Genomic DNA, 26,560 nt, shown 5'->3' on the forward strand with positions numbered 1-26,560 from the left:
AGAATTCCGGCCAGCCTCACGTAACGGCCAGGATCCGCACCTCCCGTGTCTCGGCGGCGGGCTCCGCCCAGGCCACGAGCTGTCCGGCCGCGCTCTCCAACGCCCCCAGGTCCCGCTTCGGCAGCTTCTCGAACGGCGACAGCTCCAGCACCGCGGCCTTGCGCTCCCAGAAGCCGCGGACGTACCCGCCGACCAGGAGCAAGCCCTTCACCAGGCCGTTCTGCGTGATCACCCGCTTGCGGTACGCGTCGGAGATCACCCGGGTGCGGTTCGCGTACGACAGGATCGTCTGGTCGAACGGGCCCAGGAGCCGCGGCGGTGCCGGGACGTCCTCGTCCGGCACGGAAAGCTCCGGCAGGTCCAGCAGCTCGCGGCCGTCGTCGTCGCGATACCGCCGGAGGTCCATTTCCGCCGCGATCTCGCCCAGCCGGGTGATACCCGCCCACGCCTGCACGTCCGCGACGGTCGCCGGCCCGAACGCACGCAGGTACCGCGCGATCAGCGAAGCGGGCGAAGGCGGCGGAAGCGGCTCACCGACCCACTCGTCGAGGCACGCGTACGTCGTCTGTCCTGCCTTGCCCCAGATCGCGCGCGGCGGCGTCTGGACCAGCGGCAGCCGGCCCCTGGCCAGGTGGGTGAGCGACGCCGTGGGGACCTCCGGCCAGTGCCGCGCCAGCTCGGCGCCCAGTGCGGTCCCGGCCAGCGGGGCCCCGGCCAGGAGGTCCCGCGCCGCGCCGGCGACGACATCGTGGTCCAGGCCGGCCAGCGCCTTCGCGTGCAAGGTGTTCGTCCTGAGGTCGCGGTCGTACAGCACCTGCACCACCGGCCGCCACGCCAGGGCGTCCGCCGCCGTCACCAGGTGGACCGTGCCACGCATCAGCGCGATCCGGACCACCCGCCGGCTCTCCAGCAGCTCCGCCAGTTCCTGGGGGCGGAAGCCGTGCAGCCGCGCCCACAGCGCGTAGTACGGCGGGAACGGCGCTTGCGCCTGCAGGCCCGCGAGGTGTTCGACGGCGTCGAACGCGGACATCTTCGCGCGGCGCAGCAGCAGCTGACGCTCCAGCGTCGCCCGGTTGAGGGCCCGTCGGCTCACCGTCGTGGTCACCGCGCCACCCTAGCGAGCGGCACCGACAGTTCCGGGTCCATAATCCCGCCATGGCCGAGCTCGCCGCGCCCGCTGTGGGGGACTGGGACTTCCCGCGCGGCACCGCCAGCATCGAGCTGATGACCCGGTTCGCCGCCGACCGCGGCCTGCCCGCGGAGAAGCTCCTGGCCGCGACGACGCTCTCCGCGGAACTGCTCGCCGACCCGTCGGTGCAGGTGGACGCACGTCAGGAGCTGGCCGTCGTCCGCGCGCTGGCCGAACTGGACGGCTCCGACGCGACGGCGCTGGAGCTCGGGCGCCGCTACCGCGTCAGCACGTTCGGCATCTTCGGGTTCGCCTGCATCAGCAGCCCGACGCTGCGCGACGCGATGCTGTTCTCCCTGCGCTACTTCGACCTCAGCTTCGCGTTCTGCATCCCGCACGTCGAGCTGGAGAGCGACCGCCTGACGCTGGAGCTCGACGACAGCCGCGTGCCCGCCGACGTCGCCCGGTTCCTCGTGCTGCGCGACCTGGCCGCGATCTTCTCGGTCATGCACGACCTGCTGCCGGAGATCACCCTGGAGGACCTGAGCTTCCGGCACGAGCCGTCCACAGTGGACGGCTACGAGCGGGCGTTCGGCCTGCTGCCGCGGTTCGGCGCCGACGCCTGCCGCGCGACGCTCGACCCGGCGCTGCTGGCCCTCCCGCTGCCGCAGGCCAACGACCAGACCGTCGCCCTGTGCGCCGCGCAGTGCGAAGCGCTCGTCGCGCGCAAACGCCGGCGGTCGGGCATCTCGCAGCAGGTCCGGGAGCGCCTGGTCCGGCTCGGCGGCGTCGACGCGGGCATGGACGAGATCGCCCGCCAGTTGACGCTCAGTACCCGCACACTGCGGCGCCGGCTGACCGAAGCGGGCACGAGTTACCGCGCACTGGTCGACGAGGTCCGCCAGACGCTGGCCGAGGAGCTGCTCGACACCGGCGTCCTGTCCGTCGAGGACGTCGCGTACCGGCTCGGGTACGCGGAGGCGTCGAGCTTCATCTACGCGTTCAAGCGCTGGACCGGGATGACCCCGGCGGCGTTCGCCCGGCGGTTCCGGGCCGCTCGGCAAGCACCGCCGGGTAGGTGAGCTTCAGCAGGTTGAGGATCGAATCGGTGAGAAAGGTGCGCAGCGCCGCGCGGTCGAGCGTGCCGCGGATCAGCCACTCGCGCGACGCGGCCCGCAACATGCCGCCGAACGAGCGGATCATCGCGCGCAGCTCGTCGCGGCCTTCGGTGACGTCGGTCATCAGCGCGGCTTCCAGGACGCGGTCGGCGGCGACCTCGTCGGCCTCCAGCATGATCCGCTCGATCTCGGGGTCGCGGCCCGCCGACTCCGGGCCGATGACGGTCAGCCAGGCGTCGCGGTTGCGGTCCACGACGTCGATCCAGCGTTCGACGCCGATCGTCAGCCGGTCCTCCATCGTGGTGTCCGGCAGCGCTTCGGTGACCGGTGCCGGCACGATCATCAGCTGCCGCACCACTTCCAGGTACAGCTCGCGCTTGCCGCCGAAGTAGTGGTTGATGAGCGGGCGCGCGACCCCGGCAGCCTCGGCGATGTCCGAAGTGGACACCGACGCGTAGCTGCCGGCGCCGAACAGGTGCCGCGCGGCGGCGAGGATCTCCGCCCGCCGTTCGGCCGGTTCGAGGCGGCGGCGCCGCGGCCGGGTCCCACTGGTCATCCGCTCAGCCTCGCCGGGGATCGGCACGCTGTCAACAAGTAGTTGACCCTTTGTCAAAAGGTCTGTTTCGCGTGCGGCGCCGTCGTTACGCAACCGGAACAACCCGCCGGTAACTCCCCGGCGTCCGGATGCGACGAGACGGCAGGGACCCGCGACCGGGGCAGGAGCAGATGACCGAAGAAGACGCGCCGATCCGGCCGGCCGGACGCTGGGTGAGCGTCCGCCTGCAGCATCGCCACGTCAGCTTCGACGAGGGCTTCGAGCCGGACGAGCCCCTCCCGGACGGCGACTGCGCGGACGAGGGATCGCTGTCGTACTCCGGAATCGTGATCACGGGTTACGACGAAGGGTCGAAGGTTTCCGAGCGCTGGATCCCGCTGGGCGTGGACCCGTCCGAAGCGGACGACGAGCGGTTGATCGGACAGTTGCGCGACGCCTTGCTTTGGCAAGCGGGGCGACCGCCCCAGGTGGCCGACGACTGACCGGTCACTCACGAGGTCGTGCGCAGCCCCTCGAAGGCCACTTTGCACACCGCGTCCGCCACCTCGGTCGCCGCCGAACCGCGCCTGGGCTTGTACCACTCGATCAGCGAGTTCACCATGCCGAAGATCAGCCGCGCGGTCACCGACGGGTCGACGTCCGGCCGGATGTCGCCCTCCGCCTCCGCCTGCTTCACCAGGTCCGTCACCAGCCGGTCGAACTCACGCCGGCGGGCCAGCGCCGCCCGTTCCACCTTCGTGTTGCCGCGCACGCGCAGCAGCAGCGTCACGAACGGCAACCGGTCGGCCAGTACCAGCACACTGCCGCGCACCAGGTGCTCGAGCCGGTCGATCGCGCGCCCGTCCAGCTGGTCGGTCGACGCGGCGACCTCGAACAACCCGTCCAGTGCCCGGTCCACCGACAGCCGCAGCAGTTCTTCCTTGCTGGGCACGTGGTGGTAGATCGCGGACTTCGTGATGCCGAGCTTGCGGGAGAGGTCCTCCATGCTCGTGCCGTCGTAGCCGCGCTCGTTGAACAGCTTCACCGCCACCTGCAGCAGCGATTCCAGGTCGTAGCCCGGGCGGCCGCGGCGCGGGGCCGTCACGGCCGCTCCCGCTGGTCGATGATCCGGCGCATCTTGCCCATGGACCGCTCCAGCGTGTCCGGCTCGACGACCTCCACCGACACCGTCACGCCGACACCGTCCTTGACGCCGCTGACCAGCGTGGCGATGGCCTCCTCACGAGCGGCGGAAGAAGCGTCGTGACGCGCCTCCACCCGCACGGTCAGGTGGTCGAGCCGCCCGCGCGTCGACCGGACGAGCTGGAAGTGCGGGCTCAACGCCGGCGTCCGCAGCACGATCTCCTCGATCTGCGTCGGGAAGACGTTGACCCCGCGCAGGATGATCAGGTCGTCGGTGCGGCCGGTGACCTTGTCCATCCGCCGGAACGCCGGCCGCGCGGTGCCCGGGCGCAACGCCGTCAGGTCGCGGGTGCGGTAGCGGATGATCGGCAGCGCCTCCTTCGTCAGCGACGTGAACAGCAGCTCACCGGTCTCGCCGGACCCCAGCACCTCCTCGGAGTACGGGTCGATCACCTCGGGGTAGAAGTGGTCCTCCCAGATGTGCAGGCCGTCCTTCGTCTCGACGCACTCCTGCGCGACGCCCGGCCCCATCACCTCCGACAGCCCGTAGATGTCGACGGCGTCGAGCGCGAACCGCTCCTCGATCTCGGCGCGCATTTGCTCGGTCCACGGCTCGGCGCCGAAGATGCCGACCTTGAGCGAACTGGCCTTCGGGTCGACGCCCTGGCGCTCGAACTCGTCGAGCAGCGTCAGCATGTACGACGGCGTGACCATGATGATCTCGGGCTTGAAGTCCGTGATCAGCTGGACCTGCCGCGCGGTCATGCCGCCGGACGCGGGGATGACCGTGCAGCCCAGCTTCTCGGCGCCGTAGTGCGCGCCGAGCCCGCCGGTGAACAGGCCGTACCCGTAGGCGACGTGCACCTTGTGCCCCGGCCGCCCGCCCGCCGCGTGGATCGACCGGGCCATCACCGTCGCCCACGTGTCGATGTCCCGCTCGGTGTACCCGACGACGGTGGCCTTGCCGGTCGTGCCGCTGGAGGCGTGGATGCGGCGCACCTGGTCCTGCGGCACGGCGAACATCCCGAACGGGTAGTTCTCGCGCAGGTCCTGCTTGGTCGTGAAGGGGAACTTCGCCAGGTCGGCGAGCTCCTTGCAGTCGTCCGGGTGGACGCCGGCGTCGTCGAACTTGCGCGTGTAGGCGGGCACGTTCGCGTACGCGTGCCGGAGCGTCCACTGCAGACGTTCCAGCTGGCGGGCGGCCAGCTCGTCCGCGCCGATGTTCGCCTCGATCATGGTCAGTCCCGTTTCGCGGAGATGGCGCGGCTGCGGCCGCGGAATTCGGCGACGACCTCGGGGCCGCCGGGGGTCTCCCGGTGCACGGTGACGTCGTAGATGCCGTTGCGGCCGTAGCGGGTGCGCTCGGTGGCCGTGGCGACCAGGTGGTCGCCGAGCCGGCCGGCCGCGACGAAGGAGATTTCGGCGCCCGCGGCGACCGTCACCGGCCCGTGGGTGTTGCAGGCGCAGGCGAACGCGGTGTCGGCGAGCAGGAAGACGTACCCGCCGTGCGCGATGTCGTGGCCGTTGACCATCGCGCTGGTGATCGTCATGGTCGCGACGGCCCGGCCGTCGCTCGCCTCCGCCAGCTCGATGCCCAGCGCGCGCGACGCCTCGTCGGCGGCGAACATGGTGTGCGCGGCGTTGGTCATCGAGCCTCCGAACGGACTGACCGAATGGACGGTCACCTGGCGGTGTCGCTCAGTAAAGGCAGCGCTCGGGGCCGTGTCAAGCGTCGCCCCTTCCGATCTTCGGGTCCGGCGGCTACCATGCGATTAACTGAACGTCCGGTAGGTAATTCGGCGAGAGGGACCTGATGGCACTGCTGCGCAGCTACGTCTCCGGGAGCTGGCACACGGCGGCGGACGAGGGCGTCCCGCTGCACGACGCGGCCACCGGTGAGGAGGTCGCCCGCATCTCGTCGAAGGGCGTCGACTTCGCGGGAGCGCTGGAGTACGGCCGCCGGGTCGGCGGCCCGGCGCTGCGCGAGCTGACGTTCCACCAGCGCGCGGCGCTGCTGAAGGCCCTGGCCTCGCACCTGCGCGAACACCGTGAGGAGCTGTACGCACTCTCCGCGCGCACCGGTGCGACGCTGGGTGACTCGAAGTTCGACATCGACGGCGGCATCGGCGTCCTGTTCAGCTACGCCTCGAAGGGCAAGCGCGAGCTGCCGAACGACACCGTCTACGTCGAAGGCAACGTCGAGCCGCTGTCGCGCGGGGGCACGTTCGTCGCCCAGCACATCGCTACCCCGCTGCGCGGTGTCGCCGTCCAGATCAACGCGTTCAACTTCCCGGTGTGGGGTCCGCTGGAGAAGTTCGCGCCGGCGTTCCTGGCCGGGGTCCCGAGCCTGGTCAAGCCGGCCAGCTCGACGGCCTACCTGACCGCGCGGCTGGTCGAGCTGATCGTCGAGTCCGGGATCCTGCCCGAGGGCTCGCTGCAGTTCGTCGCCGGCAGCGTCGGCGACCTCCTCGACCACGTGACCGCGCAGGACCTGGTGTCCTTCACCGGCTCGGCGTCGACGGCGCAGAAGCTGCGCGCGCACCCGGCGATCATCCGCAACGCCGTCCGCTTCAACGCCGAGGCCGACTCGCTGAACTGCTCGATCCTCGGCCCGGACGCGGTGCCGGGGACCACCGAGTTCGACCTGTTCGTCAAGCAGCTGACCACTGAAATGACAGTGAAGGCGGGCCAGAAGTGCACCGCCATCCGCCGCGCGTTCGTCCCGGCCGCGCTGCTGGACGACGTCGCCGCGGCCGCTTCCGCGCGGCTCGCGAAGGTGACGGTCGGCAACCCGGCGGCCGAAGGCGTCCGGATGGGCGCGCTGGCCAGCCTGGAGCAGCGCGAGGAGGTCCGGCGGTCGCTCAAGGCGCTGCTGGACGCCGGCAGTGTCGTCTTCGGCGACCCCGAGCAGGTCGACGTGGTCGACGCCGACGCCGAGCGCGGCGCGTTCATCTCCCCGGTGCTGCTCAAGGCCGACCCCGAGCGCACCGAGCCGCACGAGGTCGAGGCGTTCGGCCCGGTCTCGACGCTGATGCCCTACACGTCCACCGAACAGGTCGTCGACTTCGCCGCGCGCGGCGGCGGCAGCCTCGCCGGGTCCGTGGTCAGTGCCGATAAGGAGTTCGTCCGCGACGTCGTCCTGGGCGCGGCGCCGTTCCACGGCCGTCTGCTCGTCCTGGACGCCGAGGACGCGAAGGAGTCCACCGGCCACGGCTCGCCGATGCCGCAGCTGGTCCACGGCGGCCCCGGGCGCGCCGGCGGCGGCGAGGAGATGGGCGGCGTCCGCGGCGTGCTGCACCACCTGCAGCGCACGGCGGTCCAGGGTTCGCCCGCTGTTTTGAGTGCGGTCACCGGCCGGTGGGTGACCGGCGCGCCGCGTGCCGAAGGCGACGTCCACCCGTTCCGGAAGTCCCTGGCCGAGCTGCGCATCGGCGACTCGGTGACCGCCGGGCCGCGCACGGTTTCGCAGTCCGACGTCGACCACTTCGCCGAGTTCACCGGCGACACGTTCTACGCCCACACCGACCCCGAGGCCGCGGCCGCGAACCCGCTGTTCGGCGGGATCGTCGCGCACGGCTACCTGGTCGTCTCGTTCGCGGCGGGCCTGTTCGTCTCGCCCGAGCCGGGTCCGGTGCTGGCCAACTACGGCCTGGAGAACCTGCGGTTCCTGACCCCGGTCAAGGTCGGTGACTCGCTGACGGTGACGTTGACCGCCAAGCAGATCACCCCGCGGATCGACCAGGAGTACGGCGAGGTCCGCTGGGACGCCGACGTCACCAACGCCGAGGGCGAGTCCGTCGCCAAGTACGACGTCCTGACCCTGGTTTCGAAGGAGCAGCCGTGACGTTGGATGAGACACAGCGTCAGGAACACTTCGAGCACACTATCGAGCGCGACCAGCGCATCGAGCCGCGCGACTGGGTGCCCGAGGGTTACCGCAAGACGATGATCCGGCAGATCGCGCAGCACGCGCACTCGGAGATCATCGGCATGCAACCGGAGGGCAACTGGATCACACGTGCGCCGTCACTGCGGCGCAAGGCGATCCTGCTGGCGAAGGTCCAGGACGAAGCCGGCCACGGCCTCTACCTGTACTCGGCGGCGGCGACACTGGGCGCGGACCGCGCGGACCTGACCGACAAGCTGATCACGGGCAAGCAGAAGTACTCGTCGATCTTCAACTACCCGACACTGACCTTCGCCGACGTCGGCGTGATCGGCTGGCTGGTCGACGGCGCGGCGATCTGCAACCAGGTGCCGCTGTGCCGGTCGTCGTACGGGCCGTACGCGCGGGCGATGATCCGGATCTGCAAGGAAGAGTCGTTCCACCAGCGGCAGGGCTACGAGCTGCTGATGACGATGATGCGCGGGACTCAGCAGCAGCGGGACATGGTCCAGGAGGCCGTCAACCGCTGGTGGTGGCCGTCGCTGATGATGTTCGGGCCGCCGGATGCCGACTCGCCGAACACTGCGCAGTCAATGGCCTGGAAGGTCAAGCGGCACACCAACGACGAGCTGCGGCAGCGGTTCGTCGACATGTCGGTGCCACAGGCGGCGGCGCTGGGCGTCACCTTCCCGGACCCCGACTTGAAGTGGAACGCGTCGCGCGAGCACTACGACTTCGGCGCGGTCGACTGGGGCGAGTTCAAGAACGTGCTGAAGGGCAACGGCCCGTGCAACGCATCGCGCATCGCGCACCGGCGCCGCGCGCACGACGACGGCGCGTGGGTCCGCGAAGCCGCGGTGGCGCACGCCGCCAAGAACGAGGAGCGCAAGTGAGCGACCTGACTGCCGAAGGCGGCCACGGCGCCGTCCCGCTCGAGGGCGTCCCCGCCGAGCCGGGCCCGGTCAAGCACGACTGGCCGCTGTACGAGGTGTTCGTCCGCGGCAAGCGCGGGCTGAACCACGTGCACGTCGGATCGCTGCACGCGGCCGACGACCAAATGGCGCTGCACCACGCGCGTGACCTCTACACGCGCCGCAACGAGGGCGTGTCGATCTGGGTCGTGCGGGCGTCGGACATCACGGCGTCGTCGCCGGACGAGAAGGACCCGTTCTTCGCGCCGAGCGGCGACAAGATCTACCGGCACCCGACGTTCTACGACATCCCCGAGGAGGTGCCGCACATATGAGTTTCGACAACGTCTACGAGTCGCTGACCGAGGAGAACGACGCCCGCTGGGCGTTCGGCACCGGCTTCGAGGACCCGCTGTCCGGAGTGGACACGTCGGTACCGTCCGGTGTGGATGGTGCGGCGCTGGCCGCGTACTGCCTGATGCTGGGCGACGACGCGCTGATCTTCTCCCACCGGCTGCAGGAGTGGTGCACGAACGCGCCCGAGCTGGAGGACGAGGTCGCGATCGCGAACATCGCCCTCGACCTGCTCGGCCAGGCGCGGTTGCTGCTCGCGCGCGCTGGCAAGGCCGACGGTTCCGGTCGTTCGGAGGACTCGTTCGCGTTCTCGCGTGTGGAGAACGAGTTCCGCAACGTCCGGCTCGCGGAGCTGGGCGGCGGGCACTTCGGGCACCTGATCGCGCGGTTGTTCGTGTTCTCGACGTGGCGGCTGGCGCTGCTGCAGCGGCTGGTGTCCTCTGTGGACCCGGTGCTGGCGGCCATCGCGGACAAGGGCGTCAAGGAGGTGACCTACCACCGCGACTACGCGGCGCAGTGGCTGGTCCGCCTCGGCGACGGGACCGAGTTGTCGCACTCGCGCATGCAGGAGGGACTGGACGCGGTCTGGCCGTACGTCGGCGAGCTGTTCCGCACGCACGCTTTGGAACTCGTGGACGCGGCCTCGCTGCGGCCGGAGTTCGACGCGGTGCTGGACCAGGCGCTTTCCGCGGCAGCGCTGTCTCGTCCGTCTTCGGGTGAGCTGGCCGGCGTCTCGGGCCGCACGGGCCGAGACGGCGTCCACACGGAACAGATGGGGTTCCTGCTGGCGGAGCTGCAGAGTGTCGCCCGCGCGATGCCGGACGCGAAATGGTGACGGCGGCGGCGGTCGCGGCCACGGTCACCGATCCGGAGCTGCCGATGCTGACGCTGGCCGACCTGGGCGTGCTGCGCTCGGTGTCCGAACAGGACGGCCGCGTGATCGTGGCGATCACGCCGACGTACACGGGCTGCCCGGCAATGGACACCATGCGCGACGACCTGGAGCACGCGCTGGTGACGGCGGGTTACGCGGACGTCGAAATCCGGACGCAGCTGACGCCGGCGTGGACGTCGGACTGGATCTCACCCTCGGGACGTCTCAAGTTGGCCGCAGCCGGCATCGCACCCCCGGGTGCGGCGCCGCGGCGGTCGGGTCCCATCCCGCTGACGCTGTCGGCGCCGGTCTCGCGGGTTTCTTGTCCGTTGTGCGGCTCTTTCGACACGGAGGAGCAGTCCCGTTTCGGTGCGACGGCGTGCAAGGCGCTGCGGCGCTGCCGTTCGTGCTTCGAGCCGTTCGAACACGTCAAGGAGATCTGAGGTGGCGTTCCATCCCCTGAAGGTCGCGGGCGTCACGCGCTTGTGCGACGACGCGGTCGCGGTGACGTTCGACGTGCCTTTGTCCTTGGCGTCCGAGTTCGCGTTCAAACCGGGCCAGTCGCTGACGTTGCGCCGCTCGATCGAAGGACGCGACGAGCGCCGCTCGTATTCGATCTGCGCACCGGCGGGAGCGGCCCCTCGGGTGGGCGTCCGCTTGGTCCCGGACGGGTTGTTCTCGTCGTGGCTGGTGAACGAGGTCCGCCCGGGCGACACGATCGAGGTGGCGACGCCGACGGGGTCGTTCACGCCGGACTTGTCCGCGGGTGGTCACCACGTGCTGATCGCAGCGGGTTCGGGCATCACGCCGGTGCTGTCGATCGTGTCGTCGCTGCTGGCCTTTTCTGAAGCCACGGTTACGGTTTTGTACGGAAACCGCCGCACGGACACGGTGATGTTCGCGGACGAGCTGGCGGATTTGAAGGACCGCGCGCCTTCGCGTTTGGAGCTGGTCCACGTGCTGTCGCGCGAGCCGCGCGAGGCAGAGCTGTTCACGGGGCGCTTGGACGTGCCGAAGCTGCGTGCGTTGTTCTCGTCGCTGGTACCGGTGTCCTCAGTGGACCATTGGTGGCTGTGCGGCCCGTTCGAGATGGTGTCCGGCGCCCAGGAGCTGTTGACATCGCTTTCCGTGCCGCGGTCACGAATCCACCAGGAGCTGTTCTACGTGGACACGCCCCCGGCGCCAGTTACGCACCTCGACCCATCGGTGGCGGGGGAGTCGTCGGAGGTCCGCGTCGTCCTGGACGGCCGTTCGTCGACGATGACGTTGCCTCGCTCGTCTTCGGTGCTGGACGGGGCTCAGAAGTTCCGCCCGGACTTGCCGTTCGCGTGCAAGGGCGGGGTGTGTGGGACGTGCCGGGCTCGGGTCACCGATGGCAAGGTGGACTTGCGCCGGAACTTCGCGTTGGAGGAGTCGGAGGTGGAGGCGGGGTTCGTACTGACATGTCAGTCCTACCCGGTCTCAGAGGAAATAACGGTCGACTTCGACGCCTGAGGCGGGGGTTGTCCACAGGCCGGTCGCCTTGTGGACAACCAGGCCCGCCACCGGCTTTCCGCCGGGGGCGGTCGGTGGCCGCCGATAGAATGGACATGGGGACGCCCCCTGGGGAGTGGCGGGGGCCGCGTCGGCCCCTGTCGGCCCTTAGCGGCCTCGCCGCCGTCGGCGGCGAGGTTCTTCCGGTTCGGTGAGGCCCAGCATCTCCGCCGCCAGCTGCTGCGAACTCGCGAACATCCCGCTCGGCGCCTCACTCGCCCGCCGCAGGGCCGCCGGGCGCAACCGGTTGTAACCCCGGACCGTCACCGGCCGGCGCATCCGCAGCTCGTACGCCTTCTCCTCCGCCAGCTCCCCGGCCAGCTCCCGGTCCACCAGGATCGTCCCCGGGCGGGCCACCGACGTCAGGCGGGCCGCCAGGTTGACCACCGACCCGTACACGTCGCCGAAGCGGGCCAAGATGCGGCCCGATGCCATTCCCGCCCGGACCGCCGGCAGGCTCTCGTCCGCCGATGTGCGCTCGGTCAGCGTCAACGCTATCTCCGCCGCGTCCACCGCCGCGTCCGCGACGAACAGGACCTCGTCGCCGATCATCTTCACCACGCGGCCGTGGTGCTCGGCGATCACCTCCGTCGCCAGCGTCTCGAACGCGTCCAGGACCCGGCTCAGCTCTTCCTCGTCGATCTGGCGCGTCAGGCGCGTGTAGCCCACCATGTCGACGAACCCGACCACTTCGGTGCGCGTCTCGACGTTGTCACCCGCGGCCGCGAACGCCCGGCCCGCGTACGCCGCCAGGTGGCGGCGCCACACGAAGTTCTGGACTCGCTCCAGCTCCGGCAGCAGCCGGTCGACCAAGCGCGCCACCTGGCGCTCGTTGCGGCCCAGCTCCGGCTGCTCGCGGATCAGCTCCCACAGCATGTCGACCTGCCACTCGGCCAGCCGCGACAGGTGCTGGCCGAGCGCGCGCGTCACCGAGACCTCGATGCTCGGGTCGATCAGGCCCGACTGGACCAGCTGGTCGGCCGTCCGCATCGCCTCGACGTCGGCGTCGGTGAAGACGACCTCGTCGTCGCGGACCGTCGCGAACCCCAGCGCGCGCCAGAGCCGGCGTGACCGTTCGTCGGGCACGCCGGCCTTCTCGGCCACTTCGAGCCGGGTGTACTTCCGCCTGCCGCCGAGCAGGACGCGTTCGAGCCGCTGCTGAAGCTCCTCGCTCGGATCCGTCACGTCAGGTCGTGTGGACGATCAGCACGTCCACGCCGGACTTGCGCGCCACCTCCGACGGCACCGAGCCCAGGATCCGGCCGGCGATCGTGTTCAGCCCGCGGTTGCCGACCACCAGCAGGTCGGCCTCGCGCTCGTGCACGACCTTGCGCAGCGAGTCGACCGGGTCGCCCTTCACGGCGATCGTGTCGATCTTCTCCGCGCCGGCCTTGGTCGCCCGGTCGCGCGCCGACTGCAGCGTGTCCTCGGCCGGCGCCGAGCCGACGACCTGGTACGCCTCCTCGCCGAGGACGTCCTGGGCCTTGTCGACGTCGGACTTGCTGGCCGGGTAGAACGCACACGCGATGACGAGCGTGGCGCCCGCGTCGCCGGCCACCGCCGCCGCGCGGTCCACCGCCGCGAACGAGGACTCCGAGCCGTCCGTGCCCACCACCACGGTCCGATATGCCGCACCCATGCGCAAAACCTCCACGTGATCCCGCGTGAGCAGGGACGATAACCGGTCGGCAGCGACCGCGCAGGCTCGTCCGCGCCCGTGTCGGGTGGAAGGTTACTCGCCAGTCGCTTTCTGCGCTCCGCTCGCCCGGGGAGCCGGCTTCGGCGTGGGCTTGGGAGCCGGTTTGGGGGCCTGCTTCGGCTTCGGGACGTCGGACGCCTTGATCCGGATCGTCTCCTCGACGTCGCCCACCGGCGCCGTCTTCCCCGTGTCGGCCGGCTTCAGGTCCTCGGCCTTCAGGTCGGCCGTGACGTCCGCGGGGACCTTGACCTCGTCGCCGAGGACGGTGTGCGCCTCGGCCAGCACCGCCCGCGCCGCGCGGACCTGCTCGGCGAGCCCGCCGCGAACCTTGCGCAGGCTGTCGACGCGCTCGTTGGCCTGGGTGATCCGCCGGTTCGACTCCTCGGTCGCCGTCGTCACGCGGCGCCGCGCCTCGTCGGCGGCCTCCGCGAGCCGGGCGTTCGCCTCGGTGATCGAGTCCTGACGGCGCTTGTTCGCCTCCGCGACGGACTCGCGCTGACGGCGTTCGATGTCCGCCTTCGCGGCCTTCTCCTCTTCGAGGACCTTCGCGCGGATGTCGGCGGCGTCCTGCGTCGCCTCCTGGACGCGGCGGGCGGCCTCGGCCTTGCTCGCGGCCTCCTGCTCGGCCAGCACGCGCATCGCCTCGGTGCGGCGCGAGGCCATCGCGATCTCGAAGTCCTCTTCGACCTTGGTGCGGCGGTCCGACGACTCGGTGTCGAGCCGCTTGCGCTCGGCGTCGGCTTCGTCGGTGATCTTCTTGGCCTCCGCGCGGGCGTCTTCGAGCACCTTGCGGTGCTCCGCCTCCATCTCCTTGCGGCGCAGGTCGAGCTCGGTGAGCAGCTGCTCGTAGCGGGCGCGCATGGCGCTCGCGTCCGTCTCGGCCTTGGCTCGGATGTGGCCGGCCTCGGCTTCGGCGCGAGCGCGCGTGTCGGCGGACTCGTCCTGCGCGAGGCGCAGCATGCGCTGCAACCGTTCGGACAGGCCTTCGACGCTCGTCGGCGGCTGGGCGAGCCGGTCGACCTGTCCGCGCAGGTCCGCGATCTCGCCGCGCGCGATCTCCAGCTGCCGGGCCAGGTCGCCGGCCTGCGCGATGGCCGCGTCCCGATCGGCGGTGAGCATCTTGAGGTCGCCGTCGAGCCGCTCGAGGTGCTCGTCGACCTGCGCTCGGCTGTAGCCGCGCTTCGCCACGTCGAAGCCGGCTCCCAGCGGCACCAGCTCCCGTTCATCGCCAAGGCTCATGGGCCCACCGTAGTCGCAGCCGGGTCACGGAAGGGTGAGCACCCGTGCGGTGCGCCGAACGTGCCGTGTGGTGCGGCGGGAGGAACTGGCCCGATCGGGCCGGACCCCGGCGCTTTTCGACGCGGGGGTCCGGCCGTCGGCTCAGGCGCCGCGGAAGGCGTTGATCCCCTCGATGTGCTTCGCGCGCTTCTCTTCGTCGCGGACGCCGAGGCCTTCCTGCGGGGCGAGCGCGAGCACGCCGACCTTGCCCTGGTGGGCGTTGCGGTGAACGTCGAGGGCGGCCTGCCCGGTCTCTTCGAGCGAGTACGTCTTCGACAGCGTCGGGTGGATCAGGCCCTTGGCGATCAGCCGGTTGGCCTCCCAGGACTCGCGGTAGTTCGCGAAGTGGGAGCCGATGATCCGCTTGAGGTTCATCCACAGGTAGCGGTTGTCGTACTGGTGCATGTACCCGGAGGTGGACGCGCAGGTGACGATCGTGCCGCCCTTGCGCGCGGCGTAGACGGACGCGCCGAAGGTTTCGCGGCCCGGGTGCTCGAAGACGATGTCCGGGTCGTCGCCGCCGGTCAGCTCGCGGATCTTCGCGCCGAAGCGCTGCCACTCCTTCGGGTCTTGCTCGGTCTCGGACTTCCAGAACTTGTAGTCCTCGGCGCTGCGGTCGATGATCAGTTCGGCGCCGAGCTTGCGGCAGATCGCGGCCTTCTCCGGGCTGGAGACGACGCAGACGGGGATCGCGCCGCCGTTGAGCGCGTACTGCGTGGCGTAGGAGCCGAGGCCGCCGGAGGCGCCCCAGATCAGGACGACGTCACCTTGCTTCATGTCCGCGCCGTTGCGCGAGACGAGCTGGCGGTAGGCGGTGGAGTTGACCAGCCCGGGGGAGGCGGCCTCCTCCCAGGTGAGGTGGTCGGGTTTGGGCATCAGCTGGTTGGCCTTGACCAGTGCGACCTCGGCGAGGCCGCCGAAGTTCGTTTCGAAGCCCCAGATCCGCTGCTCGGTGTCGAGCATCGTGTCGTTGTGCCCGTCCGGGCCTTCGAGCTCGACGTTGAGGCAGTGCGCGACGACCTCGTCGCCCGGCTTCCAGTTGTGCACGCCGACACCGGTGCGCAGCACGACGCCGGAGAGGTCCGAGCCGACGACGTGGTAGGGCAGGTCGTGCCGCTTGGCCAGCGGCGAGAGCTTGCCGTACTTCTTGAGGAACTTGAAGGTGGGGATCGGTTCGAAGATCGAGGTCCACACGGTGTTGTAGTTGATGGCGCTGGCCATCACGGCGACCAGCGCCTCGCCCGGGCCCAGTTCGGGGACGGGGACGTCGTCGACGTGCAGCGACTTGCGGGGGTCCTTGTCCCGGCTTTCGAGGCCTTCGAACATGTCGACCTCGTCGGCGTGGACGGTCACCCCGCGGTAGCTCTCGGGCACGGGCAAGGACCCGACCGCGCCGGAATCGCCGTTCAGGATGGCTTGCTGGATCTCGCCGAGCTGCGTCATCGGTTCCTCCGCGGAGATGGGGGTCAACGGCGTTGGCGGCAGAAATTACTCGCCGGTAACTCGCGGGCACAACTGTACGAGACGGAGGGCACGATTACACGTCGAACTGTGACCGATCAGTCTTGACCGGCTGGCCAGTCAAGCGGATCATCGGCGGTGGGAACACCCACCCGACCAGCAGTTTCACCGACGGAGGTGAGCACGAATGAGTGAAGTCTCTACGCGCGCCTGGGCCCGGCCGCACGATTGGGTCGAGGTCGTCATCGGGGTGGTCGCCGCTCTTTCACCCCTTTGGCTGAGCACGGACACGACCGCGATGTGGACGATGGTCGTCCTGGGTGCCTTGATCGCACTCGACGGCCTGGTCTCGCTGGCGAGGCCGGGCATGGTCTACGGCGAAGGCATCCAGATCGCGCTCGGCGTGTTGCTGTTCATCGCGCCGTGGGTGATGAGCTACACCGAGTTCAACGGCGCTTCCTGGACGTCCTGGATCGCCGGGGTGCTGACGGTCATCGCCGGCGCGGCAGCCATGCCGGTCGCGAACGCCGCGCACCGCACCGCCGGCCAGCACTGAAGCCGCAGGAGGCACGCATGACCGAGGATTCGGCGAAGGAGCGCATCCTCTGCGCCGCCGAGGCGCTCTTCGCCGAGTCCGGCTTCGACGCCACCCCGACTTCCCGCATCGCGGAGCAGGCCGGGGTGCCGAAGGGGCTGGTGCACTACTACTTCCGGCACAAGGCGGACCTGCTCACGGCGCTCGTCGAGCGGCTGCCCGACGAGCGCATCGAGCCGGCCGTGGTCGTCGTCCCGGGCGACCTGGCGGGCAGCCTGCGGCGGCTCGTCCGCGAACTCGACCACCGCTTCAGCCGGTCGCTCGGGCTCTCGCACCTGCTGTGGCGCGAAGCCGACACCCACCACGTCGTCCGCGACGCCCTCCACGAACGCTTCCAGGTGCTCGTCCGCCAGGTTCGCGCGGTGATCCTGGCGGCAACGGGCGGCGTCCTGCCCCCGGCCGACGTCGACCGCGCGTCGGGCCTGCTGGCCCGCGCGGTCAGCCACCGGCACGCGACGGCCCGCCATTCGGACGATGACCTCCCCGCCGAGTTCGACGGCGAGTTGACGTTCATCGCCGACGCTCTGGCGGCGAAGACCGCGCCGGCTTAGGTCGGTCCTGGCCCGCGCGGCGCCGGGGGACGACTTCGGCGCTGGGGCGTGGCGCTGGCCGGTTGCGTGGAGCGGGCAGGTGCGGTGCGCGCTCGCCGAGCCACGGTGCTCGGGGGGCTGTGTGGAGTGGGGCAGGTGTGGTTCGGGCTCGCCCTGGGCGCGGTGCTCGGCGGGCTGCGCGGGAAGGGGGCAGACGTGGTGCGGGCTCGCCGGGGCACGGTGCTCGGCGGGCTGCGTGGGACCGGGGCAGACGTGGTGCGGGCTCGCCGAGCCACGGTGCTCGGCGCGCTGGGCGGAGCGGGGCAGATGTGGTGCGGGCTCGCCGAGCCGCGGCGCTCAGCGCGCTGCGCGGAGTGGGGCAGGTGTGGTTCGGCCTCGCCCTGGGCGCGGCGCTCGGCCGGTTGCACGCAGTGCGGTTCGCACTTGCGGGGCGCGCGCGGCTGGGGAGGGCTTCGGCCGGCTTGCTTCTTGGCCCCGCCCCGCCCCGCCCCCCGCCCACCCCCCTCCGCCTCCTGGTTGTCACCTGCGTGCGCCTTGCCCGCGCCGGAGTTGTTGCGCCTGAACGGGTTCGCCTCAGTGCGCGGCGCCGTCCTTCGCCGGCTCCACCAGCTCCACCAGTACTCCGCCCGCGTCCTTCGGGTGGACGAAGTTCACCCGGCTGTTGGACGTGCCGCGCTTCGCCGCGTCGTACAGCAGGCGCAGACCCTGGTCGCGCAGGGCGGCCGCCGCCGCGTCCACATCGGACACGCGGTACGCCAGCTGCTGCAGGCCCGGGCCGCTCTTGGCCAGGAACTTGCCGATCGCCGAGTCGTCGCGCAGCGGGGCCAGCAGCTGGATCTGCGTCTCCGTGCCCGCCGTGCCGGGCGCGCGCAGCATCGCCTCGCGCACCCCCTGCTCTTCGTTCACCTCCTCGTGCGCCACTTCCAGGCCGAAGTGGGTGCGGTGGAACTCGATGGCCGCGTCCAGGTCCGGGACCGCGATGCCGACGTGGTCGATGGCCGTCACGAACGGCCGCAGGGCGTCATCCATGGGGGCAGGATAGGCGGCGCCCGCGCGGCGTTCCCCCAGAATCGTCGCGTGCCCCGCCTCACACTGGCTCCATCAAGAAGCCCACCCTCCGGGTATGGTCGGAAAAACTGCCCATGCGCCGAAGCTTGGAGGACGCCGTGTCCGGTTCCGTGATCCTGGGTGCCGCCCGTACGCCGATCGGGCGCTTGCTCGGATCCCTCAAGGACTTCACGGGGGCACAGCTGGGCGGGGTCGCGATCAAGGCGGCCCTCGAACGCGCCGGGGTCGCCCCGGACGCGGTGCAGTACACGATCATGGGCCAGGTGCTGACCGCCGGCGCCGGCCAGATCCCGGCCCGCCAGGCCGCGGTCGCCGCGGGCATCCCGATGAGCGTGCCCGCGCTGACGATCAACAAGGTCTGCCTCTCCGGCCTCGACGCCATCGCGCTCGCCGACCAGCTCATCCGGGCCGGCGAGTTCGACATCGTCGTCGCCGGCGGCCAGGAGTCGATGACCCAGGCGCCGCACCTGCTGCCGAAGTCCCGCTCCGGCTTCAAGTACGGCGACACCACGCTCGTCGACCACATGGCCTACGACGGCCTCTTCTGCGCCTTCGACCAGGTCGCCATGGGTGCGTCGACGGAGAAGTACAACTCCCGCTACGGGGTCACCCGCGAACAGCAGGACGCGTTCTCCGCCCGCTCCCACCAGCGCGCCGCCGAGGCGATCAAGAACGGCTACTTCGCCGACGAGATCGCGCCGGTCTCCATCCCGCAGCGCAAGGGTGACCCGGTCGTCTTCGACACCGACGAGGGCGTCCGCGCCGACACCACCGCCGAAGGCCTCGCGAAGCTGCGTCCCGCCTTCGCCTCCGACGGCACCATCACCGCGGGCTCGGCGTCGCAGATCTCCGACGGCGCCGCCGCGGTCGTCGTGGCCAGCAAGGCGAAGGCGGAGGAGCTCGGCCTCACCGCGATCGCCGAGATCGGCGCGCACGGCGTCGTTTCCGGGCCGGACGCGAGCCTGCACGAGCAGCCGTCGAACGCCATCCTCGCCGCGCTGGCGAAGGCGAAGCTCGGCCCCGACGCGCTCGACCTCGTCGAGATCAACGAGGCCTTCGCCGCCGTCGGGCTGGTCTCGACCGAGAAGCTCGGCCTCGACCCGGAGAAGGTCAACGTCAACGGCGGTGCCATCGCCCTCGGGCACCCGATCGGCGCTTCCGGCGCCCGGCTCGCGGTGCACCTCATCCACGAGCTGCGCCGCCGCGGTGGCGGGCTCGGCGCGGCCGCGCTGTGCGGTGGCGGCGGCCAGGGCGACGCCCTCCTGCTGCGGGTGCCGTCCGCGTAAGTGGCCGGTGCACTCGACCTCGACGACCTGGTCGGCCGCGCGCGGGACGGGCAGCCCCGTGCCGTCGCGCGGCTGCTGTCGCTCGTCGAGGACGCCCACCCCCGCGTCGCCGAGATCGCGCGGGCGCTGACGCCGCACACCGGGCGGGCCCGGGTGGTCGGGCTCACCGGTCCGCCGGGCGTCGGCAAGTCGACTTCGACGTCGGCGCTGCTCACCGCGTTGCGCGCGGAGGGCAAGCGGGTCGGGGTGCTCGCGATCGACCCGTCTTCGCCGTTTTCGGGCGGGGCGCTGCTCGGCGACCGGATCCGGATGACCGAGCACGCCACCGACCCCGGCGTGTTCATCCGCTCGATGGCCACGCGCGGGCACCTCGGCGGGCTTTCTTGGGCGACCCCGCAGGCGGTGCGCGTGCTCGACGCCGCCGGCTTCGACGTGGTACTGATCGAGACCGTCGGCGTCGGACAGTCCGAAGTGGACGTCGTGAAGCTGGCCGACACCACGGTGGTGCTGCTCGCGCCGGGGATGGGCGACGGGATCCAGGCCGCGAAGGCCGGGGTGCTGGAGATCGCCGACGTCTTCGTGGTGAACAAGGCCGACCGCGAGGGCGCCGACGCGACGGTGCACGACCTCAAGCAGATGATTTCGCTGGCGCGCCGGGAGATCCGGGGCGCGAGCTGGCGCCAGCCGATCGTGCGGACCGTCGCGGCGAAGGGCGAGGGGATCGACGAGGTGGTGGCGGCGCTGGCCGCGCACCACGACTGGCTGGTGGCGCACGACGAGCTGGCCCGCCGCCGGATCGCCCGAGCGCGTGACGAGGTGGAGGCCATCGCGATGCGGCGGCTGCGGGCCGAGCTGACGGATTTGCGGGGTGGGGGACGGCTGGCCGGGGTCGCCGAGCGGGTGGTGGCGAGGGAGCTTGATCCGTTCGCTGCCGCGGACGAGCTGATCGCGGATCTGCGGGGCTGAGGGTTCGCCGCGCCGGAGCCGGCGGGTGGGGCGGTCGCGGATTTGCGGCCCTGGCTGCCGGGCAGGCTGTCGCCGCCTTCGGAGCGTCAGTGCGATCACTGCCAACAGCGAAAACGCAGCCGCCGCAACGGTTCTTCGGTCATGTGCCATGACTTCCCCCTTCTCGGTGCGGCGGGTTCGCCGCGTGATCCACATCGTGCGCCGGGGGTCCGACAATTTCGGGGTGTCGCGCTTCCGATTCACCCGATGGGCTGACAGGGGCGACTTTCGCCGGTTATTCCTGTCGGTGGCGGGCTCTAGACTGCGGGACGCTCCGGAACCGGGCGATCACTGGGAGGGCTTGCAGGATGAAGAAGACACTCGTCACCGCGCTGGCGGCCGGTGCGTTGTTCGTGGCGGGCAACGGCGTCGCCGCCGCGGCCGATGCGCCGCCGCCGAAGACGACGCACGGGCCTTGTCAGTACACCGAGACGCCGGATGAGCCGGCCGCGCGGCCGGTGCCGTTGCCGCCCGATCCGCGGCACACGCCGAGCCGGGGGAAGGTGGACGTCGCGGTCCCGACCAGCCAGGGCGCGCTGCCGCTGACCCTCGACCGCGCGAAGGCGCCGTGCACCGTGCAGAGCTTCCTGCACCTGGCTCGGCACCGGTTCTACGACCACACGGTGTGCCACCGGCTGACCGCGTACCCGACGCTGAAGGTCCTGCAGTGCGGCGACCCGAGCGCGACCGGCGAGGGCGGGCCGGGCTACAAGTACAAGGACGAGCTGCCGGTGGACCTGCCGCCCGCGCCGACCGACCCGACCGGCGCGCGCCGGGTATACGCGCGCGGGTTGCTGGCGATGGCCAACGCGGGACCGGACACGAACGGTTCGCAGTTCTTCGTCGTGTACGGCGATTCCGCGCTGCGGCCGAACTACACGGTGTTCGGGACGGTCGGGGCCGAAGGGTTGAAGACGCTGGACAAGGTGGCTGCCGGCGGGATTCAGCCGACTGCCGAGGATCCCGCGCCGGTCGATGGGACGCCGGTGCTGCGGACGGAACTGATCCGGGTTCGGCCCGGCTGCTGGTTCTGATGGTCGCCGCGGGCCGCTCCGGATGGGGTGGCCCGCGGGCCGGCGGGCGGCGGTCTTGAGGAGACGGGTCGAGGGAGTCGGCGGAAGAGGTCGCGCGGGAGGTAGCAGGCCGCTGGAGGGGGCGGCGGGCGGCGAAAGTGGCCTGCAGGAGGTGGCAGGCGGTGTGAACGGCAGGCAGGCAGCGAAAGTGGCCCGCGCGGGAGAGGGCAGGCGGGTGTGAAGGCCGGCTGGTGGCGAAGTGGTCGGCGGTCAGGTTGTGGGTAGCGGAAGCGGCGTGGGCCGGGAGGTTTTCAGCGGCGGCAGTGGCCTGCGGCCGAGTGGCGAGCGCGGGAAGGCTGTGGGAGGCAGTTGGCGGCGGAAGTGGCAAGCGCGGCGCGGAAAGGGGAGCTGCGCAGGTGGCCCTCAGTCAGGCGGTGATCTCCCACAGCGCCTCCACCAGCGTCTGGGTCGCGCCCGCGAACGCGTGCTTCGGTGTTGCCGCGTAGCCGACGATCAACCCTCCCGGGCGCCCCTCGTCCATCCAATACCCGCCCAGCCCCTCGATGCCGATCGCCCTCCGGCGGCAGGCCGCCAACGCCGTTGCCTCCGATGGACCTTCCGGGGGAAGCATCAACAGCAAGTGCAACCCCGCCGCGATGCCCTGGGGGCGGACCGTCTCCGGCAACGCCGCCAGCAACCGGGCTCGACGCGACCGGTACTCCGCCCGGCTGCGGCGGACGTGCTGGTCGTACGCCCCCGAGTCGATCAGCTCCGCCAGCGCCAGCTGGTTCAGCAACGCCGGGCGTGAACCGCTGTCCGCCATTGCCGCGCGGACCGGCTCCACCAATGACCTGGGCAGCACCAGCCACGCCAGCCGCAACGCCGGGGCCAGCGTCTTGCTCGCCGTTCCCGCGTACACCACCTTCTCCGGGGCCAGCGCCTGCAGCGCCCCCACCTGCTGGCGGTCGAAACGGAACTCGCCGTCGTAGTCGTCCTCCACCACCGTTGCTCCCGAACGGGTCAGGGCCGCGCGGCGGTGCGGGGCCAGCGTCACGCCCGTCGGGTACTGGTGGGCCGCCGTCACCACCGCCGCCGGACTGTCCAATGCGGACACATCGAGGCCGTGCTCGTCCACCGGTACCCCCACCACCCGCGGGCCCTGCGCCGCCGCGATCGAGCGGTACATGCCCAGCGACGGGTTCTCGAACGCCATTTCGCCGACCCCCAGTGAGAACAGCGCCCGGGACAGCACCGCTATCGCGTGCGAATAGCCGTGGCACACCACGATCCGCGCCGGGTCGGCGACCACTCCTCTGGCCCGGGCGAGGTACCCCGCGAGGGTGTCCCGCAGCTCGGGCGCGCCCAGCTCCGACTCGTAGCCGAACGCCGATGCCGGTGTCCGCAGCAACGCCCGCCGGGTCGCGGTGATCCACGCCTGGCGCGGGAACGCCGTCAGGTCCGGCCGCCCCGGGCGCAGGTCCCAGCGCGGTGCCGGGTCGCGGGGCGCCTGCCGGGGCGCCGACTGGGGCAGCGAACCCGCCGTCGCCACGCGGGTCGGCGCGCCCTGGGCCGTGCGCAGGTAGCCCTCGGCGGCCAGGTCGGCGTACACGCGCGTGACCGTGCCTCGCGCGACGCCCAGGTCGGAGGCCAGCGCGCGGGTCGACGGGACCGTCGCGTCCGGCTGCCAGCGGCCCTCCCGGATCGCCGTCCGGATCGCGTCGGCCAGGCCGCTCCGGCCCGTCGACGGCTCCCAGCCGAGGTGGACGTCGAGGCCGGAACTGGACCACGAATCTGCCATGTCACTGGACCATACTCGTGGACCAGTTGGGGCTAGCGTGGACACCATGACGAAGCGAATCGGACTCGGGCACGCGCCCGAGCTCTACCAGGCGATGGCGAACCTGCAGGCCGAGGTCAACAAGGCCGGGGCGAACGCCGGCCTCGACCCCAAGCTCCTCGAACTGGTGAAGACCCGCGCGTCCCAGATCAACGGCTGCGCGTACTGCCTCGACATGCACTCCCGCGACGCCCTGGAGCTGGGCGAGTCGCCGCGGCGGCTGTTCGTGCTCGACGGCTGGCGCGAGACCGACCTCTTCACCGAGCAGGAGCAGGCCGCCCTCGCCCTCACCGAGGCGATGACCAAGCTGTCGGCCACCCAGACCGTCCCCGACGACGTCTACGAAGAGGCCGCCCGGGTCTTCACCGAAGAGCAATACCGCGCGGTCGCGTGGGAGGTCATCGCGATCAACAGCTGGAACCGGATGACGATCACCAGCCACACGCCGCTCCCGAAGCGCGACTCGTGACCGCCGCCGCGCTCAAGGCGCTGCACGTCCCCGGCAAGCCCCTGGTCCTGCCGAACGCCTGGGACGCCGACACGGCCAAGCTCGTCGAGGCCGCCGGGTTCGCGGCCGTCGCGACCAGCTCGGTCGCCGTGGCCGCCGCGCTCGGGTTCGCCGACGGCGAGCAGGCGCCCGCGGACGAAATGTTCGCCGCGGCGAGCCGCATCGCGAACGCCGTGAGCGTGCCGGTGACCGTCGACGCCGAGTCGGGCTACGGACTCTCCGGCGCCGAACTGGCCGGGCGGCTGTCCGACGCCGGCGCCGTCGGCTGCAACTTCGAGGACACCGACCACGCCACCGGCGGGGTCCGTCCGGTCGCCGAGCAGGCGGAGCGGATCGCCGCCCTGCGCGAAGCGGCCGGTGACGGCCTGGTGATCAACGCCCGCGTCGACTCCTTCCGCGGCGTCGACCCGAAGGACCACCTGGTCGACGGCATCGCCCGGGCGAGGGCCTACCTCGAGGCGGGCGCGGACTGCGTCTACCCGATCCACCTGCGCACCCCCGAGGTGCTCGCGGCGTTCGTGCAGGGCGTCGGGGGCGCCGTCAACGCGCCGGCGTGGCCGGGCAGCCCGGGCCTCGGCGGCCTCGCCGAACTGGGCGTGGCCAGGATTTCGCTCGGCGGCGGGCTCTGGCAGTACGTCCGCAAGCACCTGGAAACGACGCTCGCGGGCGTCGCCGACGGAAAACTGCCCTACTGAGAATGGCCGAAGGCCGCCGCGAGGATGACTCACGACGGCCTTCGGTGTCTCGGGGTGTCAGTGCACGACAGCCTTTTCGGCGCCCGCACCGGTCAGGGAGCGGACCTCCATCTCGGCGTACTTCTTCTCGTCGTGCTCCTTGGACAGGACCGTGCCCAGCCAGCCCAGGATGAACGCGGCCGGGATCGAGACGATGCCCGGGTTGCTCAGCGGGAACCAGGCGAAGTCCGCGGTCTTGATCATCGACGTGCTCTTGCCGGACACCGCCGGCGAGAACACGATCAGCACGATCGTGATGGCCAGGCCGCCGTAGATCGACCACAGCGCGCCCTGGGTGTTGAATCGCTTCCAGAACAGCGAGTAGAGGATCGTCGGCAGGTTCGCCGACGCCGCCACCGCGAACGCCAGCGCCACCAGGAAGGCGACGTTCTGCCCGTTGGCCAGGATGCCGCCGCCGATGGCCAGGGCGCCGATGACCACCGCGGTGATCCGGGCGACCTTGACCTCCGAGTTCGGCGACGTCTTGCCCCGCTTGATGACGTTCGCGTAGACGTCGTGGGCGAAGGACGCCGACGCCGTGATCGTCAGGCCGGCGACCACCGCGAGGATCGTCGCGAAGGCGACCGCGGAGATCAGGCCCAGCAGCACCGGCCCGCCCAGCTCCAAAGCGAGCAGCGGAGCCGCGGAGTTGACCCCGCCCGGTGCCTTCTTGATCGTGTCCGGCCCGACCAGCGCACCGGCGCCGTAGCCCAGCACCAGCGTGAACAGGTAGAACACGCCGATCAGCACGATCGCCCAGACCACCGAGCGCCGCGCGTCGCGAGCCGTCGGCACCGTGTAGAAGCGCATCAGGACGTGCGGGAGACCGGCGGTGCCCAGCACCAGCGCGATGCCGAGGGAGAAGAAGTCCAGTTTGGACGTTCCGGTGGCGCCGTACTGCTTGCCCGGGCCGAGCAGCGTCTCCCCGGCCTTGCCCGCCTTGTCGACGGCGGCCTGCAGCAGGCTGGAGAAGTTGAAGTTGTACTTGCCGAGCACCCACAGGGTGATCACGAGCGCGCCGACGATCAGCAGCGCGGCCTTGATGATCTGCACCCAGGTGGTGCCCTTCATGCCGCCGATCAGGACGTAGGCGATCATGATGATGCCGACCACCGCGATGACGACGGCCTGCGCGCCCCCGCCTTCGACGCCGAGCAGCAGTGCGACGAGACCGCCGGCGCCGGCCATCTGGGCGAGCAGGTAGAAGAACGACACGGCCAGCGTCGACGTCGCGGCCGCGGCCCGCACCGGGCGCTGCTTCATCCGGAACGCCAGCACGTCGCCCATCGTGAACTTGCCGGTGTTGCGCAGCAGCTCCGCGACCAGCAGCAGCGCGACGAGCCACGCCACCAGGAAGCCGATGGAGTAGAGGAAGCCGTCGTAGCCGTTGATGGCGATCGCGCCCGCGATGCCGAGGAACGACGCGGCCGACAGGTAGTCACCCGAGATCGCGATGCCGTTCTGCGGACCGGTGAAGGCGCGGCCGGCGGCGTAGTAGTCCGACGCGGTCTTCGTGTTGCGGCTCGCGCGGAACACGATCACCAGCGTGATGACCACGAACGCGGCGAAGATCAGGATGTTGAGGAGCGGGTTGCTGCCTTCCACGCCGGCGGCGATGTCGAAGTTCACGCCTGCTCCTTCTCGATGTCTTCACGGATCTTCTCCGCCACCGGGTCCAGCTTCCGGTTCGCGTACCGGACGTAGAGGCCGGTGATGACGAACGTCGAGACGAACTGCAGCAGGCCGAAGATCAGGCCGACGTTGATGTTGCCGAAGACCTTCGTGCTCATGAAGCCGTGCGCGTAGTCCGCGAGGAGCACGTACAGCAGGTACCAGAGGAGGAACACCGCCGTCATCGGGAAGACGAACCGGCGCAGGCGGCTGCGCAGCTCACGGAACTCGGTGCTTTCGTGCGCCTTCTCCCAGATGGTCTCTGACGTGTCCGGGGGCCCGCCGCCGGTGTCCGTCGTGCTCATCGCTGCTCCTCGCGACGCTGCGGAAAGTGACGTGCGACACCGTAGGGACGTGTGAGTCTCGCGTGA

The 26,560-nt window shown here is 70.9% G+C and carries 28 protein-coding genes; 15 read left to right on the forward strand and 13 right to left on the reverse strand.

Annotation, left to right across the window (positions count from 1 at the left end; genetic code table 11):
- Positions 1-16 precede the first annotated feature (16 nt).
- The gene (locus tag BLV96_RS41015; protein WP_086677566.1) at positions 17-1,105 is read right to left on the reverse strand and encodes a winged helix DNA-binding domain-containing protein; all 1,089 of its coding nucleotides are present in this window, start codon (positions 1,103-1,105) and stop codon (positions 17-19) included.
- Positions 1,106-1,155: 50 nt separating this feature from the next.
- On the opposite strand from BLV96_RS41015, the gene BLV96_RS41020 reads away from it, so the two are divergent.
- A complete protein-coding gene (locus BLV96_RS41020; protein ID WP_091390275.1) occupies positions 1,156-2,211 on the forward strand; it encodes an AraC family transcriptional regulator in 1,056 nt (351 codons plus the stop codon).
- On the opposite strand, the gene BLV96_RS41025 is transcribed toward BLV96_RS41020, so the two are convergent.
- Positions 2,132-2,803 carry a TetR/AcrR family transcriptional regulator gene (locus BLV96_RS41025; protein ID WP_086675236.1) on the reverse strand — a complete coding sequence of 224 codons (672 nt, stop codon included), beginning with the start codon at positions 2,801-2,803 and terminating at the stop codon, positions 2,132-2,134. The genes BLV96_RS41020 and BLV96_RS41025 overlap by 80 nt on opposite strands.
- A 170-nt stretch (positions 2,804-2,973) precedes the next feature.
- On the opposite strand from BLV96_RS41025, the gene BLV96_RS41030 reads away from it, so the two are divergent.
- Positions 2,974-3,285 carry a hypothetical protein gene (locus BLV96_RS41030; protein ID WP_086675235.1) on the forward strand — a complete coding sequence of 104 codons (312 nt, stop codon included), beginning with the start codon at positions 2,974-2,976 and terminating at the stop codon, positions 3,283-3,285.
- A gap of 8 nt (positions 3,286-3,293) precedes the next feature.
- On the opposite strand, the gene BLV96_RS41035 is transcribed toward BLV96_RS41030, so the two are convergent.
- From BLV96_RS41035 to paaI, 3 genes are read right to left on the reverse strand one after another with little or no spacing between them, the layout of a single operon-like run.
- Positions 3,294-3,887 (reverse strand): TetR/AcrR family transcriptional regulator, encoded by a 594-nt coding sequence (locus tag BLV96_RS41035; RefSeq protein ID WP_086675234.1) that lies wholly within the window; start codon positions 3,885-3,887, stop codon positions 3,294-3,296.
- On the reverse strand, positions 3,884-5,161 hold the full coding sequence (paaK, locus tag BLV96_RS41040) for a phenylacetate--CoA ligase PaaK (RefSeq protein WP_086675233.1): 1,278 nt from the start codon (positions 5,159-5,161) through the stop codon (positions 3,884-3,886). Before paaK ends, BLV96_RS41035 begins: the two co-directional genes overlap by 4 nt.
- Positions 5,162-5,163: 2 nt before the next feature.
- Positions 5,164-5,574 carry a hydroxyphenylacetyl-CoA thioesterase PaaI gene (gene paaI / locus BLV96_RS41045; RefSeq protein ID WP_086675240.1) on the reverse strand — a complete coding sequence of 137 codons (411 nt, stop codon included), beginning with the start codon at positions 5,572-5,574 and terminating at the stop codon, positions 5,164-5,166.
- A 164-nt stretch (positions 5,575-5,738) separates the two neighbouring features.
- Between paaI and paaZ the strand changes: the two genes are divergently transcribed.
- The 6 genes from paaZ to paaE all read left to right on the forward strand — a co-directional run bounded on the left by paaZ (position 5,739) and on the right by paaE (position 11,444).
- Positions 5,739-7,769, forward strand: coding sequence for a phenylacetic acid degradation bifunctional protein PaaZ (gene paaZ / locus BLV96_RS41050; RefSeq protein ID WP_086675232.1), 2,031 nt, complete (start codon positions 5,739-5,741; stop codon positions 7,767-7,769).
- Positions 7,766-8,704: a 1,2-phenylacetyl-CoA epoxidase subunit PaaA gene (gene paaA, locus BLV96_RS41055; protein WP_208608467.1), complete on the forward strand. Its 939-nt coding sequence runs from the start codon at positions 7,766-7,768 to the stop codon at positions 8,702-8,704. Before paaZ ends, paaA begins: the two co-directional genes overlap by 4 nt.
- An 86-nt stretch (positions 8,705-8,790) precedes the next feature.
- Entirely contained in the window at positions 8,791-9,057 is a 267-nt protein-coding gene (paaB, locus tag BLV96_RS41060; RefSeq protein WP_208608475.1) for a 1,2-phenylacetyl-CoA epoxidase subunit PaaB, read from the forward strand.
- The gene (gene paaC, locus BLV96_RS41065) at positions 9,054-9,911 is read left to right on the forward strand and encodes a 1,2-phenylacetyl-CoA epoxidase subunit PaaC (protein ID WP_086675230.1); all 858 of its coding nucleotides are present in this window, start codon (positions 9,054-9,056) and stop codon (positions 9,909-9,911) included. The genes paaB and paaC overlap by 4 nt, the downstream gene beginning before the upstream one ends.
- The gene (gene paaD, locus BLV96_RS41070) at positions 9,905-10,393 is read left to right on the forward strand and encodes a 1,2-phenylacetyl-CoA epoxidase subunit PaaD (protein WP_086675229.1); all 489 of its coding nucleotides are present in this window, start codon (positions 9,905-9,907) and stop codon (positions 10,391-10,393) included. The genes paaC and paaD overlap by 7 nt, the downstream gene beginning before the upstream one ends.
- 1 nt (position 10,394) lies before the next feature.
- Entirely contained in the window at positions 10,395-11,444 is a 1,050-nt protein-coding gene (gene paaE / locus BLV96_RS41075) for a 1,2-phenylacetyl-CoA epoxidase subunit PaaE (RefSeq protein ID WP_086675228.1), read from the forward strand.
- Between the two features lie 147 nt (positions 11,445-11,591).
- Here the strand turns inward: paaE and BLV96_RS41080 are convergent, their stop codons facing one another.
- The 4 genes from BLV96_RS41080 to ccrA all read right to left on the reverse strand — a co-directional run bounded on the left by BLV96_RS41080 (position 11,592) and on the right by ccrA (position 15,903).
- Positions 11,592-12,668, reverse strand: a complete 1,077-nt coding sequence (locus BLV96_RS41080; protein WP_086675227.1) for an adenylate/guanylate cyclase domain-containing protein — start codon at positions 12,666-12,668, stop codon at positions 11,592-11,594.
- Between the two features lies 1 nt (position 12,669).
- The gene (locus tag BLV96_RS41085; RefSeq protein ID WP_086675226.1) at positions 12,670-13,122 is read right to left on the reverse strand and encodes a universal stress protein; all 453 of its coding nucleotides are present in this window, start codon (positions 13,120-13,122) and stop codon (positions 12,670-12,672) included.
- 93 nt (positions 13,123-13,215) lie between these two features.
- Positions 13,216-14,394 (reverse strand): coiled-coil domain-containing protein, encoded by a 1,179-nt coding sequence (locus BLV96_RS41090; RefSeq protein WP_086675238.1) that lies wholly within the window; start codon positions 14,392-14,394, stop codon positions 13,216-13,218.
- 168 nt (positions 14,395-14,562) lie between these two features.
- Positions 14,563-15,903 carry a crotonyl-CoA carboxylase/reductase gene (gene ccrA / locus BLV96_RS41095; protein WP_086675225.1) on the reverse strand — a complete coding sequence of 447 codons (1,341 nt, stop codon included), beginning with the start codon at positions 15,901-15,903 and terminating at the stop codon, positions 14,563-14,565.
- A 205-nt stretch (positions 15,904-16,108) separates the two neighbouring features.
- Between ccrA and BLV96_RS41100 the strand changes: the two genes are divergently transcribed.
- Positions 16,109-16,477, forward strand: a complete 369-nt coding sequence (locus BLV96_RS41100) for an SPW repeat domain-containing protein (RefSeq protein ID WP_143051104.1) — start codon at positions 16,109-16,111, stop codon at positions 16,475-16,477.
- A gap of 17 nt (positions 16,478-16,494) precedes the next feature.
- Complete coding sequence (locus BLV96_RS41105) at positions 16,495-17,067, forward strand: TetR/AcrR family transcriptional regulator (protein WP_086675224.1); 573 nt, start codon at positions 16,495-16,497, stop codon at positions 17,065-17,067.
- A 573-nt stretch (positions 17,068-17,640) separates the two neighbouring features.
- Here BLV96_RS41105 and mce read toward each other — a convergent pair.
- Entirely contained in the window at positions 17,641-18,096 is a 456-nt protein-coding gene (mce, locus tag BLV96_RS41110) for a methylmalonyl-CoA epimerase (RefSeq protein WP_086685278.1), read from the reverse strand.
- Between the two features lie 137 nt (positions 18,097-18,233).
- Here mce and BLV96_RS41115 point away from each other — a divergent pair, with 137 nt between their 5' ends.
- The 3 genes from BLV96_RS41115 to BLV96_RS41125 all read left to right on the forward strand — a co-directional run bounded on the left by BLV96_RS41115 (position 18,234) and on the right by BLV96_RS41125 (position 21,460).
- Positions 18,234-19,421: an acetyl-CoA C-acetyltransferase gene (locus BLV96_RS41115; RefSeq protein ID WP_091390300.1), complete on the forward strand. Its 1,188-nt coding sequence runs from the start codon at positions 18,234-18,236 to the stop codon at positions 19,419-19,421.
- Positions 19,422-20,387 (forward strand): methylmalonyl Co-A mutase-associated GTPase MeaB, encoded by a 966-nt coding sequence (gene meaB, locus BLV96_RS41120; protein WP_091390278.1) that lies wholly within the window; start codon positions 19,422-19,424, stop codon positions 20,385-20,387. It begins immediately after the preceding gene.
- A 347-nt stretch (positions 20,388-20,734) separates the two neighbouring features.
- Positions 20,735-21,460, forward strand: coding sequence for a peptidylprolyl isomerase (locus BLV96_RS41125; RefSeq protein WP_091390282.1), 726 nt, complete (start codon positions 20,735-20,737; stop codon positions 21,458-21,460).
- Positions 21,461-21,866: 406 nt separating this feature from the next.
- Here the strand turns inward: BLV96_RS41125 and pdxR are convergent, their stop codons facing one another.
- Entirely contained in the window at positions 21,867-23,237 is a 1,371-nt protein-coding gene (gene pdxR, locus BLV96_RS41130; protein WP_091390285.1) for a MocR-like pyridoxine biosynthesis transcription factor PdxR, read from the reverse strand.
- A 46-nt stretch (positions 23,238-23,283) separates the two neighbouring features.
- On the opposite strand from pdxR, the gene BLV96_RS41135 reads away from it, so the two are divergent.
- Complete coding sequence (locus BLV96_RS41135) at positions 23,284-23,745, forward strand: carboxymuconolactone decarboxylase family protein (protein ID WP_167379904.1); 462 nt, start codon at positions 23,284-23,286, stop codon at positions 23,743-23,745.
- The gene (locus BLV96_RS41140) at positions 23,742-24,479 is read left to right on the forward strand and encodes an isocitrate lyase/PEP mutase family protein (protein WP_086673125.1); all 738 of its coding nucleotides are present in this window, start codon (positions 23,742-23,744) and stop codon (positions 24,477-24,479) included. The genes BLV96_RS41135 and BLV96_RS41140 overlap by 4 nt, the downstream gene beginning before the upstream one ends.
- A gap of 57 nt (positions 24,480-24,536) precedes the next feature.
- Here BLV96_RS41140 and BLV96_RS41145 read toward each other — a convergent pair whose 3' ends face one another.
- On the reverse strand, positions 24,537-26,147 hold the full coding sequence (locus tag BLV96_RS41145) for a solute symporter family protein (protein WP_086673123.1): 1,611 nt from the start codon (positions 26,145-26,147) through the stop codon (positions 24,537-24,539).
- Positions 26,144-26,494 carry a DUF485 domain-containing protein gene (locus tag BLV96_RS41150; RefSeq protein WP_086673121.1) on the reverse strand — a complete coding sequence of 117 codons (351 nt, stop codon included), beginning with the start codon at positions 26,492-26,494 and terminating at the stop codon, positions 26,144-26,146. Before BLV96_RS41150 ends, BLV96_RS41145 begins: the two co-directional genes overlap by 4 nt.
- Positions 26,495-26,560: the final 66 nt, after the last annotated feature.

The organism is Amycolatopsis pretoriensis (assembly GCF_900107925.1).
Classification (GTDB): domain Bacteria; phylum Actinomycetota; class Actinomycetes; order Mycobacteriales; family Pseudonocardiaceae; genus Amycolatopsis; species Amycolatopsis pretoriensis.

What these genes read in the sequence shown, in the direction of transcription:
- paaK (WP_086675233.1), bottom strand. Translation starts at nt 5,161, where the DNA reads ATGATCGAGGCGAACATCGGCGCGGACGAGCTGGCCGCCCGCCAGCTG.
- BLV96_RS41150 (WP_086673121.1), bottom strand. Translation starts at nt 26,494, where the DNA reads ATGAGCACGACGGACACCGGCGGCGGGCCCCCGGACACGTCAGAGACC.
- BLV96_RS41135 (WP_167379904.1), top strand. Translation starts at nt 23,284, where the DNA reads ATGACGAAGCGAATCGGACTCGGGCACGCGCCCGAGCTCTACCAGGCG.
- BLV96_RS41085 (WP_086675226.1), bottom strand. Translation starts at nt 13,122, where the DNA reads ATGGGTGCGGCATATCGGACCGTGGTGGTGGGCACGGACGGCTCGGAG.
- BLV96_RS41100 (WP_143051104.1), top strand. Translation starts at nt 16,109, where the DNA reads ATGAGTGAAGTCTCTACGCGCGCCTGGGCCCGGCCGCACGATTGGGTC.
- pdxR (WP_091390285.1), bottom strand. Translation starts at nt 23,237, where the DNA reads ATGGCAGATTCGTGGTCCAGTTCCGGCCTCGACGTCCACCTCGGCTGG.
- BLV96_RS41030 (WP_086675235.1), top strand. Translation starts at nt 2,974, where the DNA reads ATGACCGAAGAAGACGCGCCGATCCGGCCGGCCGGACGCTGGGTGAGC.
- paaZ (WP_086675232.1), top strand. Translation starts at nt 5,739, where the DNA reads ATGGCACTGCTGCGCAGCTACGTCTCCGGGAGCTGGCACACGGCGGCG.
- mce (WP_086685278.1), bottom strand. Translation starts at nt 18,096, where the DNA reads ATGGATGACGCCCTGCGGCCGTTCGTGACGGCCATCGACCACGTCGGC.
- BLV96_RS41125 (WP_091390282.1), top strand. Translation starts at nt 20,735, where the DNA reads ATGAAGAAGACACTCGTCACCGCGCTGGCGGCCGGTGCGTTGTTCGTG.
- BLV96_RS41020 (WP_091390275.1), top strand. Translation starts at nt 1,156, where the DNA reads ATGGCCGAGCTCGCCGCGCCCGCTGTGGGGGACTGGGACTTCCCGCGC.
- BLV96_RS41105 (WP_086675224.1), top strand. Translation starts at nt 16,495, where the DNA reads ATGACCGAGGATTCGGCGAAGGAGCGCATCCTCTGCGCCGCCGAGGCG.
- paaD (WP_086675229.1), top strand. Translation starts at nt 9,905, where the DNA reads ATGGTGACGGCGGCGGCGGTCGCGGCCACGGTCACCGATCCGGAGCTG.
- ccrA (WP_086675225.1), bottom strand. Translation starts at nt 15,903, where the DNA reads ATGACGCAGCTCGGCGAGATCCAGCAAGCCATCCTGAACGGCGATTCC.
- paaC (WP_086675230.1), top strand. Translation starts at nt 9,054, where the DNA reads ATGAGTTTCGACAACGTCTACGAGTCGCTGACCGAGGAGAACGACGCC.
- BLV96_RS41025 (WP_086675236.1), bottom strand. Translation starts at nt 2,803, where the DNA reads ATGACCAGTGGGACCCGGCCGCGGCGCCGCCGCCTCGAACCGGCCGAA.
- paaI (WP_086675240.1), bottom strand. Translation starts at nt 5,574, where the DNA reads ATGACCAACGCCGCGCACACCATGTTCGCCGCCGACGAGGCGTCGCGC.